17 protein-coding genes and 1 pseudogene are annotated in these 14,096 nt (G+C 61.4%); 9 read left to right on the top strand and 9 right to left on the bottom strand.

Annotated elements, in window-relative coordinates; translation table 11 throughout:
• Positions 1 to 111: 111 nt before the first annotated feature.
• From AACS18_RS06040 to AACS18_RS06025, 4 genes are read right to left on the bottom strand one after another with little or no spacing between them, the layout of a single operon-like run.
• A complete protein-coding gene (locus tag AACS18_RS06040; protein WP_108612120.1) occupies positions 112 to 627 on the bottom strand; it encodes a protein disulfide oxidoreductase in 516 nt (171 codons plus the stop codon).
• Between the two features lie 3 nt (positions 628 to 630).
• Positions 631 to 1,371, bottom strand: a complete 741-nt coding sequence (locus tag AACS18_RS06035) for a DsbA family protein (RefSeq protein WP_108612119.1) — start codon at positions 1,369 to 1,371, stop codon at positions 631 to 633.
• Positions 1,372 to 1,381: 10 nt separating this feature from the next.
• Complete coding sequence (locus tag AACS18_RS06030; RefSeq protein WP_181363245.1) at positions 1,382 to 3,436, bottom strand: protein-disulfide reductase DsbD family protein; 2,055 nt, start codon at positions 3,434 to 3,436, stop codon at positions 1,382 to 1,384.
• A gap of 52 nt (positions 3,437 to 3,488) precedes the next feature.
• Positions 3,489 to 3,866, bottom strand: coding sequence for a hypothetical protein (locus AACS18_RS06025; protein ID WP_108612121.1), 378 nt, complete (start codon positions 3,864 to 3,866; stop codon positions 3,489 to 3,491).
• A gap of 186 nt (positions 3,867 to 4,052) precedes the next feature.
• On the opposite strand from AACS18_RS06025, the gene AACS18_RS06020 reads away from it, so the two are divergent.
• The 4 genes and pseudogenes from AACS18_RS06020 (at position 4,053) to pspG (ending at position 6,129) form a co-directional block, all read left to right on the top strand.
• The gene (locus tag AACS18_RS06020) at positions 4,053 to 4,781 is read left to right on the top strand and encodes a 1-acylglycerol-3-phosphate O-acyltransferase (RefSeq protein ID WP_068979017.1); all 729 of its coding nucleotides are present in this window, start codon (positions 4,053 to 4,055) and stop codon (positions 4,779 to 4,781) included.
• 210 nt (positions 4,782 to 4,991) lie between these two features.
• Positions 4,992 to 5,642 (top strand): annotated as a pseudogene (gene pspA, locus AACS18_RS06015) (phage shock protein PspA); the annotation flags it as partial.
• A gap of 13 nt (positions 5,643 to 5,655) precedes the next feature.
• Complete coding sequence (locus AACS18_RS06010) at positions 5,656 to 5,862, top strand: PspC domain-containing protein (protein ID WP_005335873.1); 207 nt, start codon at positions 5,656 to 5,658, stop codon at positions 5,860 to 5,862.
• A gap of 48 nt (positions 5,863 to 5,910) precedes the next feature.
• On the top strand, positions 5,911 to 6,129 hold the full coding sequence (pspG, locus tag AACS18_RS06005) for an envelope stress response protein PspG (protein WP_005335871.1): 219 nt from the start codon (positions 5,911 to 5,913) through the stop codon (positions 6,127 to 6,129).
• Between the two features lie 90 nt (positions 6,130 to 6,219).
• On the opposite strand, the gene AACS18_RS06000 is transcribed toward pspG, so the two are convergent.
• Entirely contained in the window at positions 6,220 to 6,564 is a 345-nt protein-coding gene (locus tag AACS18_RS06000) for a GIY-YIG nuclease family protein (protein ID WP_108612117.1), read from the bottom strand.
• Between the two features lie 44 nt (positions 6,565 to 6,608).
• Here AACS18_RS06000 and AACS18_RS05995 point away from each other — a divergent pair, with 44 nt between their 5' ends.
• Positions 6,609 to 7,343, top strand: coding sequence for a substrate-binding periplasmic protein (locus AACS18_RS05995; RefSeq protein ID WP_108612116.1), 735 nt, complete (start codon positions 6,609 to 6,611; stop codon positions 7,341 to 7,343).
• Here AACS18_RS05995 and rarD read toward each other — a convergent pair.
• Positions 7,325 to 8,215 (bottom strand): EamA family transporter RarD, encoded by an 891-nt coding sequence (gene rarD / locus AACS18_RS05990; RefSeq protein ID WP_042052465.1) that lies wholly within the window; start codon positions 8,213 to 8,215, stop codon positions 7,325 to 7,327. The genes AACS18_RS05995 and rarD overlap by 19 nt on opposite strands.
• Before the next feature lie 99 nt (positions 8,216 to 8,314).
• Between rarD and AACS18_RS05985 the strand changes: the two genes are divergently transcribed.
• Positions 8,315 to 8,902 (top strand): uracil-DNA glycosylase family protein, encoded by a 588-nt coding sequence (locus AACS18_RS05985; RefSeq protein WP_108612115.1) that lies wholly within the window; start codon positions 8,315 to 8,317, stop codon positions 8,900 to 8,902.
• Positions 8,903 to 8,905: 3 nt separating this feature from the next.
• Here AACS18_RS05985 and AACS18_RS05980 read toward each other — a convergent pair whose 3' ends face one another.
• On the bottom strand, positions 8,906 to 9,763 hold the full coding sequence (locus tag AACS18_RS05980; protein WP_108612114.1) for a DMT family transporter: 858 nt from the start codon (positions 9,761 to 9,763) through the stop codon (positions 8,906 to 8,908).
• 91 nt (positions 9,764 to 9,854) lie between these two features.
• Between AACS18_RS05980 and AACS18_RS05975 the strand changes: the two genes are divergently transcribed.
• Positions 9,855 to 10,745, top strand: coding sequence for a LysR substrate-binding domain-containing protein (locus AACS18_RS05975; RefSeq protein WP_108612113.1), 891 nt, complete (start codon positions 9,855 to 9,857; stop codon positions 10,743 to 10,745).
• A gap of 9 nt (positions 10,746 to 10,754) precedes the next feature.
• On the opposite strand, the gene znuB is transcribed toward AACS18_RS05975, so the two are convergent.
• Both znuB and znuC read right to left on the bottom strand, forming a co-directional pair.
• Complete coding sequence (znuB, locus tag AACS18_RS05970) at positions 10,755 to 11,534, bottom strand: zinc ABC transporter permease subunit ZnuB (RefSeq protein ID WP_005354863.1); 780 nt, start codon at positions 11,532 to 11,534, stop codon at positions 10,755 to 10,757.
• Between the two features lie 21 nt (positions 11,535 to 11,555).
• A complete protein-coding gene (znuC, locus tag AACS18_RS05965; RefSeq protein ID WP_108612112.1) occupies positions 11,556 to 12,332 on the bottom strand; it encodes a zinc ABC transporter ATP-binding protein ZnuC in 777 nt (258 codons plus the stop codon).
• Between the two features lie 93 nt (positions 12,333 to 12,425).
• Between znuC and znuA the strand changes: the two genes are divergently transcribed.
• Entirely contained in the window at positions 12,426 to 13,358 is a 933-nt protein-coding gene (znuA, locus tag AACS18_RS05960) for a zinc ABC transporter substrate-binding protein ZnuA (protein WP_108612111.1), read from the top strand.
• A gap of 67 nt (positions 13,359 to 13,425) precedes the next feature.
• Positions 13,426 to 14,096 (top strand): transglutaminase-like cysteine peptidase (locus AACS18_RS05955; RefSeq protein ID WP_108612110.1); only part of this gene is annotated, 671 nt, incomplete at its 3' end.

The raw sequence follows: 14,096 nt of genomic DNA, 5'->3' as shown, positions 1-14,096 counted from the left end.
GGTGACCACCCTGTTGGAGCAGGTGCGCGGGATGCAGCTCCCCGCCTGATGTCGGCATAAAAAAGGGCCATCCGGTGGGATGGCCCTGTTGCAGGCAATGTTGTTGCGTGGCTAGAGCGACGCCCACCAGAGCCGCAGCTGCAAGCCCCACTTCGAGCTCCAGCCGGTGGTGCTGCTCACAAGCGTCCCATCCTTGATAACGAGGAACGTCGGGGTGACCCCTACCTGCCACTTGGCGGCCAGCGCTCCCGACTCGTCGTTGTGGGTCGGGAAGGTGAGCCCCTTCTTGCTCATCCCCTTGGCTAACTGCTCCGAATTGCCGGAGCGCAGTGCCACCGTCAGCACGTTTTCCCCCTCTTGCCACAGCTGCTGCACCGCCGGGGTGGTGAAACGGCAGACACCGCACCAACTGGCCCAGTAGTAGACCAGCAGCGGCTTGCCCTGACTCAGGGTGGCGAGATCCGTACTGGTGCCATCCTGCAGGGTGGCGGGGGCGCTCATTGCCCCCTCCGGCAGGGTCGGGCTGCGCCACAGATCCAGCAACGTCGAGATGACCAGCGCCATCAGCAGCAGCCAGAGCGCCTCCTTGCCCCAGCGGCGCCAGCGGGGTTGAGGATTGGTGGTCATCCCTTACCTCTGCTTGGCCAGTTCGGCCTGCACCAGTTGCTCCAGCTCCTCATAGGGGATGGCGCCCGGCACCAGCTGGTTGCCAATCAGGGTCGCCGGTGTGCCCTGTACCCCGAGGATGGTGCCGATGCGCAGGCTGTTGCGCAGCTCTTCGGTCGCCTTGGCGGCCGGTTTGAGCGCGGTATTGCCGGTGGCGGCCAGCGCCTTGTTGATGTCCGCCTCGGTCAGCATCCCCTGCTTGCTCATCAGCTTGTCGTGCAGGGTGAGGAAGCGGGCGGGATCCTGTTGCCACAGGGTCAGGCTGTATTGGGCCGCCTTGGCGGAGGTCTGCCCCTTGAACGGCAGCAGCTTGATCACCAGCCCCAGATCATTCGGATAGGCCTTGAGCAGTTTGGTCAGCTGGGGATCGAACTGCTTGCAGTAGGGGCAGTTGTAGTCGGTGAACAGCACCAGCGTCAGCTTGGGGTTCTTGGCGCCGAGGCGCGGGCTGGTGATGCTGTTGAACAGCACATCCTTGTTGCCCTTGATGAAGTTGCCAAGCTGCGCCTCCTGGGCTGCCGCGTTCTGCTTCTCCCAGGATTCGGCGGCCTCGTCGAGGATCTTGGGGTTGGCGATCAGGGTCTCGCGGATCAGCTCCTTGATGCGGGCCTCCTGCTCAGGGGTGAAGGGGGCGGCGTGCAGGGCCGGAGCAGTCAGCGAGCCGGCAAACAGGGCGGTGAACAGGGCGATGGAGCGCAGGTTCATGGAGTTCTCCTTAAAAATGGGTGGCGTTGGTCTGGATCAGACCTGCCTGATTCAAGAGGGTAAGCAGATCGGCCTTGTCCAGCAGGGGGGAGAGGATCTCTCCCTGTGGCAGGCCGGGGCCGTAGATCTGGTTGAAGGGGACGGCTGCCGCCCCGCGCTGGCGCAGGAAGGCGGCGATGGTCTCATTGGGTTTGCTCCAGTCGCCGCGCAGGGCCACCACATCGGGGGCCGAGAGGGCCTGTTGCACCTCATCGCGCAGCAACACGTTGTATTTGTTGGCCTTGCAGGTCACGCACCAGTCGGCGGTGACATCGATAAAGACCCGCTTGTTCTGGGCCAGCGCATCTGTGATGGCGCGTTCAGAGAGCGGCTGCCAGACCACCTTGTCGACGCTGGCCGAACCCTGCGCGCTAAAGGCGCCACTCAGCAGCAGGGGGCTGCCAATCAGGGCGGCGAGGGCGATCGCCAGTGTGAAGCCGCGCATGCCGTAACGCCAGATGATGCCAATCAGCAGCCCCAGCAGCATGGCAACCATCAGCCAGCCGGTGGCATAACTGCCGAGATGGTTGTCGAGCAGGCTCGCCAGCCAGAGGCTGGAGCCCAGCATCATCAGACCGAGCAGGATCCGCAGATGGTTCATCCAGCGTCCCGGTTTCGGCAACCAGAGGGCGAGTCTTGGCAGGGCTGCCACCAGCAGCCAGGGCAGGCTCATGCCAATTCCGAGCGCGGTGAAGATCAGCCACAGCTGGCCGAGCGGCGCCGCCAGCGCAAACGCCACCGCAGTGCCGAGGAAGGGGGCCGAGCAGGGCGTCGCCAGCAGAGTGGCGAAGCTCCCCTGCAGAAAGTGACCGCCGAGGCCGTTACCGCCGCTGGTGGCAAGGCGAGTGCTAAGCGCGCTGGGCAGCCGGATCTCGAACAGCCCCAGCAGGTTGGCGCAAAACAGCAGGGTGACCAGCACCATAAAGCCGATAAAACCGGCGCTCTGGAACTGGATGCCCCAGCCGACGGCCCCACTCATTCCGAAGCCGGGGGCGCGCAGCAGGCTGCTCATGGCCGCCAGCACCCAGAAGGAGGCGATGATCCCGGCGCTGGCGGCGAGGAACTGCCTGCGTACCGTTCCCTGTTCACGCGCCTGATGTTGCAGCACAGATCCCAGCTTGAGCGCCAGCACCGGCAGCACGCAGGGCATCAGGTTGAGGATAAGGCCGCCGAGCAGCGCCGCCCCCAGCAACCAGAGCAGCGAATGACTCTGGCCGGGCAGCACGAGCGGCGCGCCGATAGTCCCTTTGCCCTGCCACGCCTGTGCGCCACTGGTGAGCAGCAGGCCGAGGGATTGGCCGCGCAGATCCGGCGCATCCCCCTGCCAGCCGTCGCTCACCGGCACCCGGGCGATCAGGGTGTTGCCCTGCACCTCAAGCGCTGGTTTGCCAAACTCGGCACCTTCCAGCGCATCGATAAAGAGGGCAGGCGATTGCCAGCCCTCTGCCCGCTCGGCGCGCAGTTGCAGCTGGTTGTGCTGATAACCGAGCTCGACCTGGGTCTCGGCGGGCAACTGCTGGGGCAGGGTGCTCATCGCCTTCGCCCAGGCAAAGTCGAAGTTGGCCGGGGCGGCGCCATCCACAGCCAGAGTGAAGGGGTAGTCGGTCAGGATGCAGACATTGCTGCAGGTCGATAGGCGCAAGGTGCCCTTGAGCGCCTTCTCTGCCGGATAGCTGAGGCTAAGGGGGAAGGTCACGTCCCCCTGATAACCCTGGGTGCTGAGCCCGGCTACCTCGAAGTGGCGCGGCACCGGCCAGTGCCACTGAAAGTCACCGACCGGCTCATGCCACAGGATCTGGGGGGCAATGCCCCCTTCGCCCGGGCTGTGCCAGTAGGTCTTCCAACCCGACTCCAGCTCGACATCGAGCAGGATGCGGGTCTGATCTGCCGTGCTGCGGTCAGCCTGCAGCCGTACCTTGGCGTGATCATTCTGTGGGCTGGTGAGCCAGCCCGTGTCGCTGGCCAATCCCATGGATTGCCACAGCAGACCGCCCAGTAGCAGGGCCGCCTTGAAGAGATTCGACATCTTTTTGGTCTCGCAAAAATGAGTGATAGCTAACGAATGAACGCAGCTGAACTCATTCCCGCCAGACGCAGAGGGTGAGGTGCAGACGCCGTTCGGGCGGCGAGATGACTCTGGGTGGGGGCAGTGGCGGTATATAGCGCCAAAGGGGGGCCAGCAGGGCGATCAGTATGGCCACGGCAAAGAAGAGTTGTTCGACGCAGAGCAGGGTGGCGGCGCTTAGCCACTTGCCGTTGAGCTGGCAACTGGTGGGCTGCGGGCTGGCCGGTTTGGCATCCCCCTGATCTGTCGCCGAGCTTGGCACGGGTAGTGCCTGACAGCTGAGGGCGTGATCGAGCAGGGCCAGCCGGGCCAGCGGCTGGGCCGCACAATTGAGCACCAGCAGGCAGACCAGCAGCAAGAGATGTTTCGCTACCCGTTGTTGCAAAATCATGTTCGCCCCGTCCATCAAGATGGGGCCATCCTAACGACCAATGGCGGGTGGGGCAAGTCGGCGGCGCATGTATGAGCAGCGCAGTGGGCGGTGGGACGGGGAGGAGGGGGCTGTTCTGTTTGGCGAACGCTTGTTCGCTAAAAGGGGGATCAGTATACTGCGCCGAGTTAAAACTCGAGGTGTTCGATGCTTAAAATTGCCCGTGTGCTGCTGCTTGGTCTGCTGCTGATTTTCTGGTTCCTGTTCGGCCTGCTGCTCTGTCTGGTTCGTCCGCGCCATCCCAACAACGTCTATGTCTTCGCTCGCATGTATCACGCGGTCTGCCCGCTGATCGGGGTGCGGATCAAGGTGACCGTGGCCGAGGAAGCCAAATCGGTGGGGCCATCGGTATACGTCTGCAACCATCAGAGTAATTTCGATATCTTTACCGTGACCGGTGCCGTTATGCCCGGAGTGGTGGCGGTGGGCAAGAAGAGCCTGCTCTGGCTGCCCTTCTTCGGCCTCATCTTCTGGCTCTCCGGCAACGTGCTGATCGACCGCTCCAACCGCTCCCGTGCCATAGGCACCATTGGTCAGGTGGTGAACCGCATCAAGGAGCGTGGCACCTCCATCTGGATGTTCCCGGAAGGAACCCGCTCCCAGGGGCGTGGCCTGTTGCCGTTCAAGGTCGGCGCCTTCCATACCGCGGTGCAGGCTGAAGTGCCGGTGGTGCCCATCGTCTGCTCCAGTTATTTTGGCCAGATCGATCTCAATCGCTGGGACAATGGCGAGGTGCTGGTCGAGGTGTTGCCGCCACTGTGTAGCAAGGAGCACGGCGCAGCCGGGATCCGTGAACTCTCTACGATTTGTCGAGACCAGATGGAGGCCAAACTGGCAGAACTGGACAGCAAGCTGGGCCACAGCCGCGCAGCCTGATAGATATCGAAGATGAATCGACAAGGGAGCAGCAAGCTCCCTTTTTTGTTGGTAAAAATAACCACCTGGTTGGCTATTTTCACCAATAAACCCTTCTTGAATGTCCTCATTAAATTCCTATCTATATGTAAAAAAACAATAATTTTTCTTGGCACGGCTCTTGTAATGCAATGGGAAGAGATAGCCATCCCATCAACAAGGAGCCAGACCATGAGCGTATTCAGCCGCCTGACCGACGTGATAAATGCCAACCTGCACAGCCTGCTCGACAAGAGTGAAGAGCCGGAGAAGATGCTGCGCCTGATGATCGAAGAGATGGAGCAGGTGCAGGTCGAGATGCGTACCCAGGCCGCCCGCGTGATTGCCGAACAGAAACAGCTGGAGCGTCACCAGCAGGGGTTGCAGGCGCAGATCCTGGAGTGGTCGGCCAAGGCCGAGCTCGCCATCCAGAAGGGACGTGAGGATCTGGCCCGCGCCGCCCTCACCGAGAAGCTGGCGGAGGTCAAAAAATGTGAACAGCTGGAGCAGGACAAGGCCCGGGTCGCCGAGGTGCTGGCCCAGCTTACCGCCGACAGCGAACGGCTGGCGGCCAAGCTGACCGAGGCGCGCGAGAAGCAGAAACTGCTGACCCTGCGCGAGCAGACAGCCCACAGCCGCATTCGTGCCCGCGCCCAGGTGGACAACCAGCGGATGCATGAGCTGATGGCGCGCTTTGACGGTTTTCAGGGCCGGGTCGATCAGCTGGAAGCCCAGCTGGAGGCGGCCACCCTGGGGCAGAATCCCTCGCTGGAGGCCCAGTTCCGCGAGCTGGAGCTCAATGACGAGATCGAGCGCGAGCTGGCTCGCCTCAAAGGCCAGAAGGCGAGGTGTAATCATGAGCCCCTGGCCCAAGGATCTGGTGCATCGCAAGCTGACCGGGGTCTGCGCCGGTATTGCCAGGCGGTTGGGGGTATCCAGAGTCACGGTGCGGGTGGTGGCACTGCTCGCCCTGATCCTGATGCCGCCGCTGGCACTGGCCGCCTATCTGCTGGCGGTGCTGGTGATGCCGCCCCGTTATGAATTGAAGCGCTGGCTGGATTGACCGAAGGGTTGAACAGTCGGCAGACAAGGTACTGATAAGGAGCAAGTTATGCTGGAATTTTTCATATTGCTGGTGGTGTTGCTGGTCATGGCACTGACCGGTTTTACCCTGGTAGCCATGTTGCTGGTGAGCGGCCTGTTCGTGCTGCTTGGGGCACTGGGTGGCATGCTTGCTCTGATCATCAAGCTGGCCCCCTGGTTGCTGCTGGTGCTGGCGGTTTGCTGGCTGATCAGTAACCGCAGCAAGCGTTCCAATACCTACCTCTAACCCGCCTGAGGTTGTGCAAGACGTTGTGTGATGCTCCCTGATTTCCCCTTTCCGGCCACTCATCGAGTGGCCTTTTTTTGCCTGTCGTCCTCAAGGCTGGGTGGTTGCGGGTAACCACTGGGGGCTCCAGCTCTGCCAGAGTGCCGGGCTGTGGATCAGCTGCTCCTTGAAGGATTTCGGCTGCTGCTTGAGGCGATATTCGATGCGCAGGGCTGCCCCCTTCTCGCCGACTTCCTGTTGCCACGCCAGCGTCAGTGGCCCCTTGCCGCGCAGGGCGCGAGCGCCCTTGCCGCTCTGGTGCTGACGCAGACGGCGCAGCGGATCCGTGCTGATCCCGGTATAGAGCAGGCCGGTGGCGGTACGCACCATATAGACAGACCAGCGGGAAGGGGCGGATGGTTGCGGCGCTGGAGTGGTGGTCGCGGGTTCTCTCATTCAAATTCTCTGTGCCAAACTCAGAGGCAGCTCAAGGAGGTGCGATGAGAGTCTGGTTTTGGTTGTGGTTACTGTTGTCGGTCCCGGCTCTGGGGGAGACGATCCGTCTCTACGATTACCATCAGCATCCCCCCTTCAACACCGGAGTGAATGCAGGGCTGAGCCGCGAGCTGGTCAAGTATCTCAATGAAAAGCTGGGGGGTGAACCCAGAATCGAGCTCTGGCTGGTCAATCGCGCCCGGCTGGCGCTGGAGATGGCGGATCCCGACTTTGACGGTCTGGTGGTCTGGGTCAATCCCGCCTGGGTGGGGGATCCCCATCGCGAGCGTTATCTCTGGACCTTTCCGGTGATGCGCGACACCAACGAGCTGGTCTCGAACATCGACAACCCGGTCACCTATCGCGGGCCTGACTCCCTCAAGGGGCTGGTGTTTGGCGGGGTGGAGGGCTACCGCTATCAGGGGATCGATGATGCGGCCAGCCGCGGCGAGCTGGTGCGTCAGGATGCCAAGAAGGTGAAAACCAACCTCGAGTTGCTGGTGCGCGGCCGCATCGATGTGACGTTGGTGAGTGGTTCATCGCTGGGCTTTTTCCTCGACTCACAGCACTATCAGGGCAAGCTGTTTATCTCGCCCTTCCCCCAATCCAGCTATACCCGCCATATCCTGCTGCCCAAATCCCGTCCCGAGCTGCATGCCACCCTCAACGACATCGCCGAGCAGATGGACAGGGATCCCCGCTGGCACAAGGTGCTGGAGTCCTATCGCGGGACGCCCTGAGGGCGGCGCTTGAGCCGGTGCAGCGGCAACAGGCTCACCAGCAGACCAGCCCAGACGAAGGCGAAACCGACCGCCTTGATGGGGTCCGGCGCCTCACCAAACCAGTAGATGGCGAGCAGGAAGGCGAGGCTGGGCTCGATATATTGCAGCAGCCCCACCGTGCTCATCCGGGTTCTCGCCACTGCGTAGCAGAACAGACCCACCGGCAGCAGGGTGGCGGGCGCACTGCCCATCAGCAGCAGCTTGTCGGCCAGATCCCCGTTCACGAATGCCCCTTCCCCGTGCCACGCCAGCGTGCCGATGATGATCAGCGCGACGGGCAGTTGCACCATGGCTTCCAGATAGAGGCTGGTGCCGGTGTCGTAGTGGATCTTCTTCTTGATAAGGCCGTAGCAGGCGAAGTTGGCCCCCATGATGAGGGAGAACCAGGGGAGCTGGCCGTAGCAGAAGAGCATGTAGGCGAGACCCGCCAGCGCCAGGGCGACCGCCAGATGCTTTTGCGGGGTGAGCCGCTCTTTGAGGAAGATGACGGCGAATACGATATTGAACAGCGGGGTCATAAAGAAGGCGAGGCTGGTGGTCAGCACTTGCCCGGTAGTGAGGCACCAGGTGAACATGCACCAGCTGATGGACATCACGGGGCCCGCCAGCAGAATGAGGCCGAGCTGGCGCGGCTCGCTGCGTAGTTGTGCCCAGGGCACCTTGTGGCCAAGCAGCAAAAACAGGGCACCCAGCAGCACCACAGACCAGAGCACCCGGTGGGAGATCAGCTCCCACATGTTGACCTCGGGCATGAATTGATAATAAAGCGGCAGCATCCCCCACAGGATGAAGGAGAGGGTCGCGGTGCCGGTACCTAGCCAGTTTTTCATTATTGTCCGTTTATTAAATTAAACACCCATGGCGATAGTAGGGGGCGCGCCCTGTTTCCACAAGAGGGAAAACAGGGAAATGCTGGTACTATCAACGTCATGCAGCGAATCGATAAGTTGTTTGAGCAAATCAGGGCCTGCCGTCTGTGCGAGGCTCACCTGCCGCTGGGGCCTCGTCCAGTGATCCGCGGGGCCGAGAGTGCCCGGCTGCTGATCATCGGTCAGGCGCCCGGTACCCGGGTGCATGCCAGCGGGATCCCGTGGGATGACCCCTCCGGTGACCGACTGCGCCATTGGCTCGGTGTCGATAAGGCCACCTTTTACGACGAATCCCGCATTGCCATCATGCCGATGGGCCTCTGCTATCCCGGCAGGGGCAAGTCCGGCGATCTGCCACCGCGCCCCGAATGTGCGCTCACCTGGCACGACAAGGTATTGATGCTGTTGCCCAATATCGAACTGACCCTGCTGATCGGCCAATATTCACAAGCCTACTATCTGCGGGGTGCAGACAAGGGATCGCTCACCGAAACGGTGCGCAGCTGGGCCGACTATGGCCCCGGCTGGCTGCCGTTGCCGCATCCCTCCCCACGCAATACCCTCTGGCTCAAAAAGAATCGCTGGTTCGAGGATGAGATCGTCCCCCATCTGCAGCAAAGGGTCGCCCCGCTTCTGGGGAGACCCTGAGTATTAGAGCGCTGGCTCGGCCAGCGGTTTTGGTTTGCTGCGGGCCATGGCGATGAGCGGCAGGACGATGCAGATACAGCCCAGCAGCAGCGGCAGGCCCGGCTGCTCGTCAAACAGCCACACCCCGATGGCCACCGCCATCAGCAGACCGGTGTACTCCGCCGAGGCGATCTTGCTCGCCTCCGCCTTGCGATAGGCCACCACGCACAATCCCGCATAGACCATGATCAGCGCCGAGGAGCCAAAAGCGGGCCACCACATCTGCCACTGCCAGTCGCCCCCTTCCCACAATGCCAGCGCCAGAATAAAGGGCATGCTCAGCACGTTGGTGAAAAACAGGGTCTGGGCGATGGGCTGCTTGAGCGGGATCCGCTTGATCAGCAGGTTGTTGAGCGCCATCGACAGCGCCACCCCGAGCGCCGCCAGCGCGGCCCAGTTCACTTCGGTCGGGCGCAGCACGATCAGTACCCCGATAAACCCGATAACCGCAGTCAGCACCTTTTGGCGCGAGATCGCTTCCCCCGCCATCCACACCGCCAGCGGCACCATCATCAGGGGGGCGGCATAGAAGAGGGCATTGGCAGTGGCGAGCGGCAAGCGGGTGAGGGCCACCACCATCAGGCAGACGCCGACCGCCCAGATATGGGCCCGCAGCAGGTGCCACTTGATGGCCACCGGTGGATTGCGGCGCCATGACCAGATCAGCCAGGGCATCAGCAGAATGGCGGCCGAGAGCTGGCGGAAAAAGACAAACTGGAAGATGGGCTGATCCGGCTCCAGCACCTTGACCAGTGCATCGGAAAAAACCGCCACCATATTGCCCAGCACCAGATAAAGGATGCCGATCCCTACTGCATTCATACCACCTCCCACTTCAGATGAGGGGAGGGTAGCGTGCCGGTTGATATCCAGTAAAATGATAAAAAATGACCACTCATGAGATATTTAGATAATGAAGCTTCCTCCTCTGCGTGCGGTGCAATATTTCGAGGTGGTGGCCCGGCTGCTCAGCTTCTCCCGCGCCGCTCTGGAACTGAACGTCAGCCAGAGTGCGGTCAGCCACCAGATCCGTCTGCTGGAGGATTTTCTGGGTGAGCGCTTGCTGCTGCGTCAGGGGCGGCTGCTCTCGTTGACATCCCAGGGAGAGAGCTACTTCGAGGGGATTGCCGCCGGGCTCAGCCAGATTGCCCAGAGCAGCGAGCAGCTGCGCGGGGGCGGCGAGATGCGAGTCCGGCTCGCGGTCTACAGCTCGTTTGCGGTGAAGTGGTTGATCCCGCGGTTGGCCGGACTGCGCCAGCTCTATCCCGAGCTGGATTTGAGTCTGGAGATGGTGGCGGAAGATCCCGAGCTATCTGATCGGGTGGCGGACTGCTTTATCACCGTCTCACCCCACGGGCGTGGTTACTGTCACGATCTTATCTATCAAGAGCGGCTCTTTCCGGTCTGCAGTCGCCGCCTGTTGCAGCAGGTCAGTGGGGAGTGGCCTGAGGCCATTTGGCAGTTGCCGTTGCTGTCGGTTCAGTCCATTTACAAGGCGCGGGGGGAGGATTGGCTGCGCTGGGCCAAGGCAGGCGGGCTGGTGATCCCGGACGAGGCGCGGATGCACCATTTCAGCCATGTGCTGCTGGCGATGGAGGCGGCGGCCTGGGATCAGGGGGTGGCGTTCGTGAATGACTACATGCTGCGGCCCGATGATCCCCAGCTGGTGGCCTTGCCGGTACACCAGCTGGAGACGGGGGATGCCTTCTACTTTACCTGCAAGCGCTCGCGGGCCCATGAGCCCGCCATCAGCCGGTTGCGCCAGTGGCTGATGATGGAGACACGCCAGAGCATGCCGCTCTAGCCTGCACCGTTACGCTCTCTTGAACTGGCTCAGCACAAACAGGCTGGTGGCACAGACGACGACCGAAGGCCCAGCTGGGGTGTCCTGATACCAGGAGAGGGTCAATCCACCCAGCACGGCGAGACAGCCAATCAGCGCGGCAAAGCCGGCCATCTGCTCCGGCGTCTGGCTGAAGCGGCGGGCGGTAGCGGCGGGGATTATCAGCAGGGAGGTGATGATCAGCGCCCCGACAAACTTCATCGCCACGGCAATCACCAGCCCGATCAGCAGCATCAATACACAGCGCAGCACATCGACCCGGATCCCCTCTACTCGTGCCAGCTCTTCCGAGATGGTCATGGAGAGCAGGGGATCCCACAGTCGCCACAGGGTGAGCAGTACCAGCGCGCCACCGCCGTAGATCCATAGCAGGTCCATCGGTTGTACCGAGAGCAGGTCGCCAAACAGGTAGGCCATCAGATCCACCCGCACGTTATCCATAAAACTCAAGGTAACCAGACCGAGGGACAGGGCGCTGTGGGCCAGAATGCCGAGCAGGGTATCAGTTGCCACCTGCTGGTTGCGACTCATGATCACCAATAGCATTGCCATGGCGAGGCAGCAGACCACTACCGCTAGGGTGAGATCGACCTGCAGCAGAATGCCCAGCGCGATACCAAACAGGCAGGCGTGGGAGAGGGTGTCGCCAAAATAGGCCATTTTGCGCCATACCACGAAGCTGCCGAGGGGGCCGGCCAGCAGGGCGATGCCGAGACCGGCAGCGAGGGCGTATAACAGAAAGCTGTCCACTTGAATGTCCTGTTGCTTGCGTTATTTGCTGTGAGCGTTGTTGCGAGAAGGCAGGCGGATGACGGGAGCCTGCGGTTCATGATGATGGTGTTCGCCGTCGCAGTGGTGATGGTGGGTATAGACCGCCAGCACCTCCTGCTCCGGTCGCCCGAACAGGCGGGCAAATTCGGGGTGGCGCGCCACGCTTTGCGGCTCGCCATGACAGCAGACGTGGCGATTGAGGCAGATCACCTCGTGGGTGCTGGCCATCACCAGATGCAGGTCGTGGGAGACCATCAGCACGGCGCAATTAAATTCGGCGGCGAGCTGGCCGATCAGGGCGTAGAGCTCGATCTGGCCGGTGATATCAACCCCTTGCACCGGCTCATCCAGCACCAGCAGCTCGGGCTTGACCAGCAGGGCGCGAGCCAGCAGCACGCGCTGCATCTCGCCGCCGGAGAGCTTCTGCATCCGGTTTTCCAGCAATCCCTCTGCGCCCACCCGGGCCAGTGCTTCCTCGATGGAGAGGCGGCTATTTTTGCCCAGTTGCAGGAAGCGGCGAACCGTCAGCGGCAGGGTGGGATCCAGATAGAGGCGCTGGGGCACATAGCCGACTCTCAGGTCGCGGCTGCGGGTGATCTTGCCCGAGTCCGGGGTGAGCAGACCCAGCACCAGCTTGCTCAGGGTGCTCTTGCCCGCCCCGTTGGGGCCGACGAGCGTGGTGATTTTGCCTTTATTGAGGGTAAAGGAGACCTTGTCGAGCACAGAGCGTCCATCAAACGAGAGAGAGACCTCTTTCAGCTCTACCAGTTGGCTCATGACAACTCCGGGGTTTACAGCCAGTGAGAGTTATAATATAACAAAAAGCGGCTGTTATATTATCACATACTCACCCCCTGACGAGATTCACCAATGAGAATTATTGCGCTTTTCACTGCCCTGCTGGCGGTGAGTTTGCCTGTTCGTGCCATTGAGGTACTGACCACCATCAAGCCCCTTGGCTTCATCGCTGCGGCGATCACTGACGGGGTGAGTGAGCCCAAGGTATTGTTGCCGACCGGCGCCTCGCCCCACGATTTCTCCCTGCGCCCCTCCGATATTCGCAGCATCAACGGTGCTGGTCTGGTGGTGTGGGTTGGCCCCGAGCTGGAAGGGTTTATGGCCAAGCCGCTGGCCAATCATTCCCATGCTCTGGCCTTGACTCAGGTTGAGGGGATGCCGCTGTTCAACTACGCGACTCAGGATAGTCATGACTCCCATGACCATGATGATCACGATCATGCCGCCCACGAGCACGGTGACCATGATGAAGGGCATGAGGGACATCATCACGAAGGGGTCGATCCCCATATCTGGCTTGGCCCGACGCAGGCCAAGGTGATTGCCAAGGCGATCGCAAGTGAATTGGGCAAGCTGGATCCGGCCAATCAGGCTCGTTATGACGCCAACCTCGTGGCATTTGATACCAAGGTGGATGCCAAAGACAAGGTGATTGCTGGCCAGATGAAGGCGGTGAATGAGAAGGGGTACTTTGTCTTCCACGAGGCGTATGGCTACTGGGAGCGCCACTACGGCATGAGTTCAAAGGGTCACTTTACCGTGAGCCCTGAGCGTCGCCCGGGCGCCAAGACGCTGGTGGATATTCGCAAGGCACTGGAAGAGAAGCAGGCGAGCTGCATTTATGCCGAGCCGCAATTCTCACCGGCTGTGATCGAATCGGTGGCACGTAATACCGGCGCCAAGGTGCTGTTGCTGGATGAGGTGGGTGAACAGGTGCCACTCGGCCCGGATGGTTATCCCCAATTCATGCAACAACTGGCAGACGCATTCGCACAGTGTCGCTGATCGCCTGCTGATTCTCTCATCCGGAGAGGCTATACTGACCTCCAGCATCTGACATGGAGTGTCCGGTATGAAATGGTTGTTGATCCCGGCCTGCACGTTGGCGCTATGTTGCGCCAACGTGCAGGCTTCGCGTCTTTCCGAATATATTGCCAGTCCGGATCTGCGGGCCAAGCTGCAGGAAGTGTATGGTGGCCGCGCCATTCAACGGGCCGAGGCATTCTCTCGCCTGCTCACCCCCAGAGCGGGTACAACCGACCAGCAGAAGATCGAGCTGGTGAACAACTACTTCAACAATCTGACCTACAGCGAGGATCCCAAGCTGTGGGGGGATGAGGATTACTGGGCCAATCCGCTGGAGTTCATCGGTGCCCGGGGTGGGGATTGCGAGGATTACAGTATCTCCAAGTACTACACCCTGATGGAGCTGGGGGTGGATGAGAAGAAGCTGCGACTGGCCTACGTCAAGGCGGTGCGTTACAACCAGTTCCACATGGTGACACTCTACTTCCCGACACCCAAAGCTGACCCACTGGTGCTCGACAACATCAACAGCCGGATCCTGCCGGGTAGCAAGCGTACCGATCTCATTCCCGTTTACAGTTTCGATGCCAAAAGCATCTGGATCATGAAGTCACGGCGGGAAGGGACGCTGGCGGGGAGTGCCGATCGGTTGGCGCAGTGGACATCGATGAAGACCCGTTTCTCCAGCGAGCAACTGCGCTCTCCTCGTCGTCAGTT

This window comes from Aeromonas sp. HMWF015 (assembly GCF_963878965.1).
Taxonomy (GTDB): domain Bacteria; phylum Pseudomonadota; class Gammaproteobacteria; order Enterobacterales; family Aeromonadaceae; genus Aeromonas; species Aeromonas veronii.
This window is presented reverse-complemented; position numbering and strand designations above follow the sequence as displayed.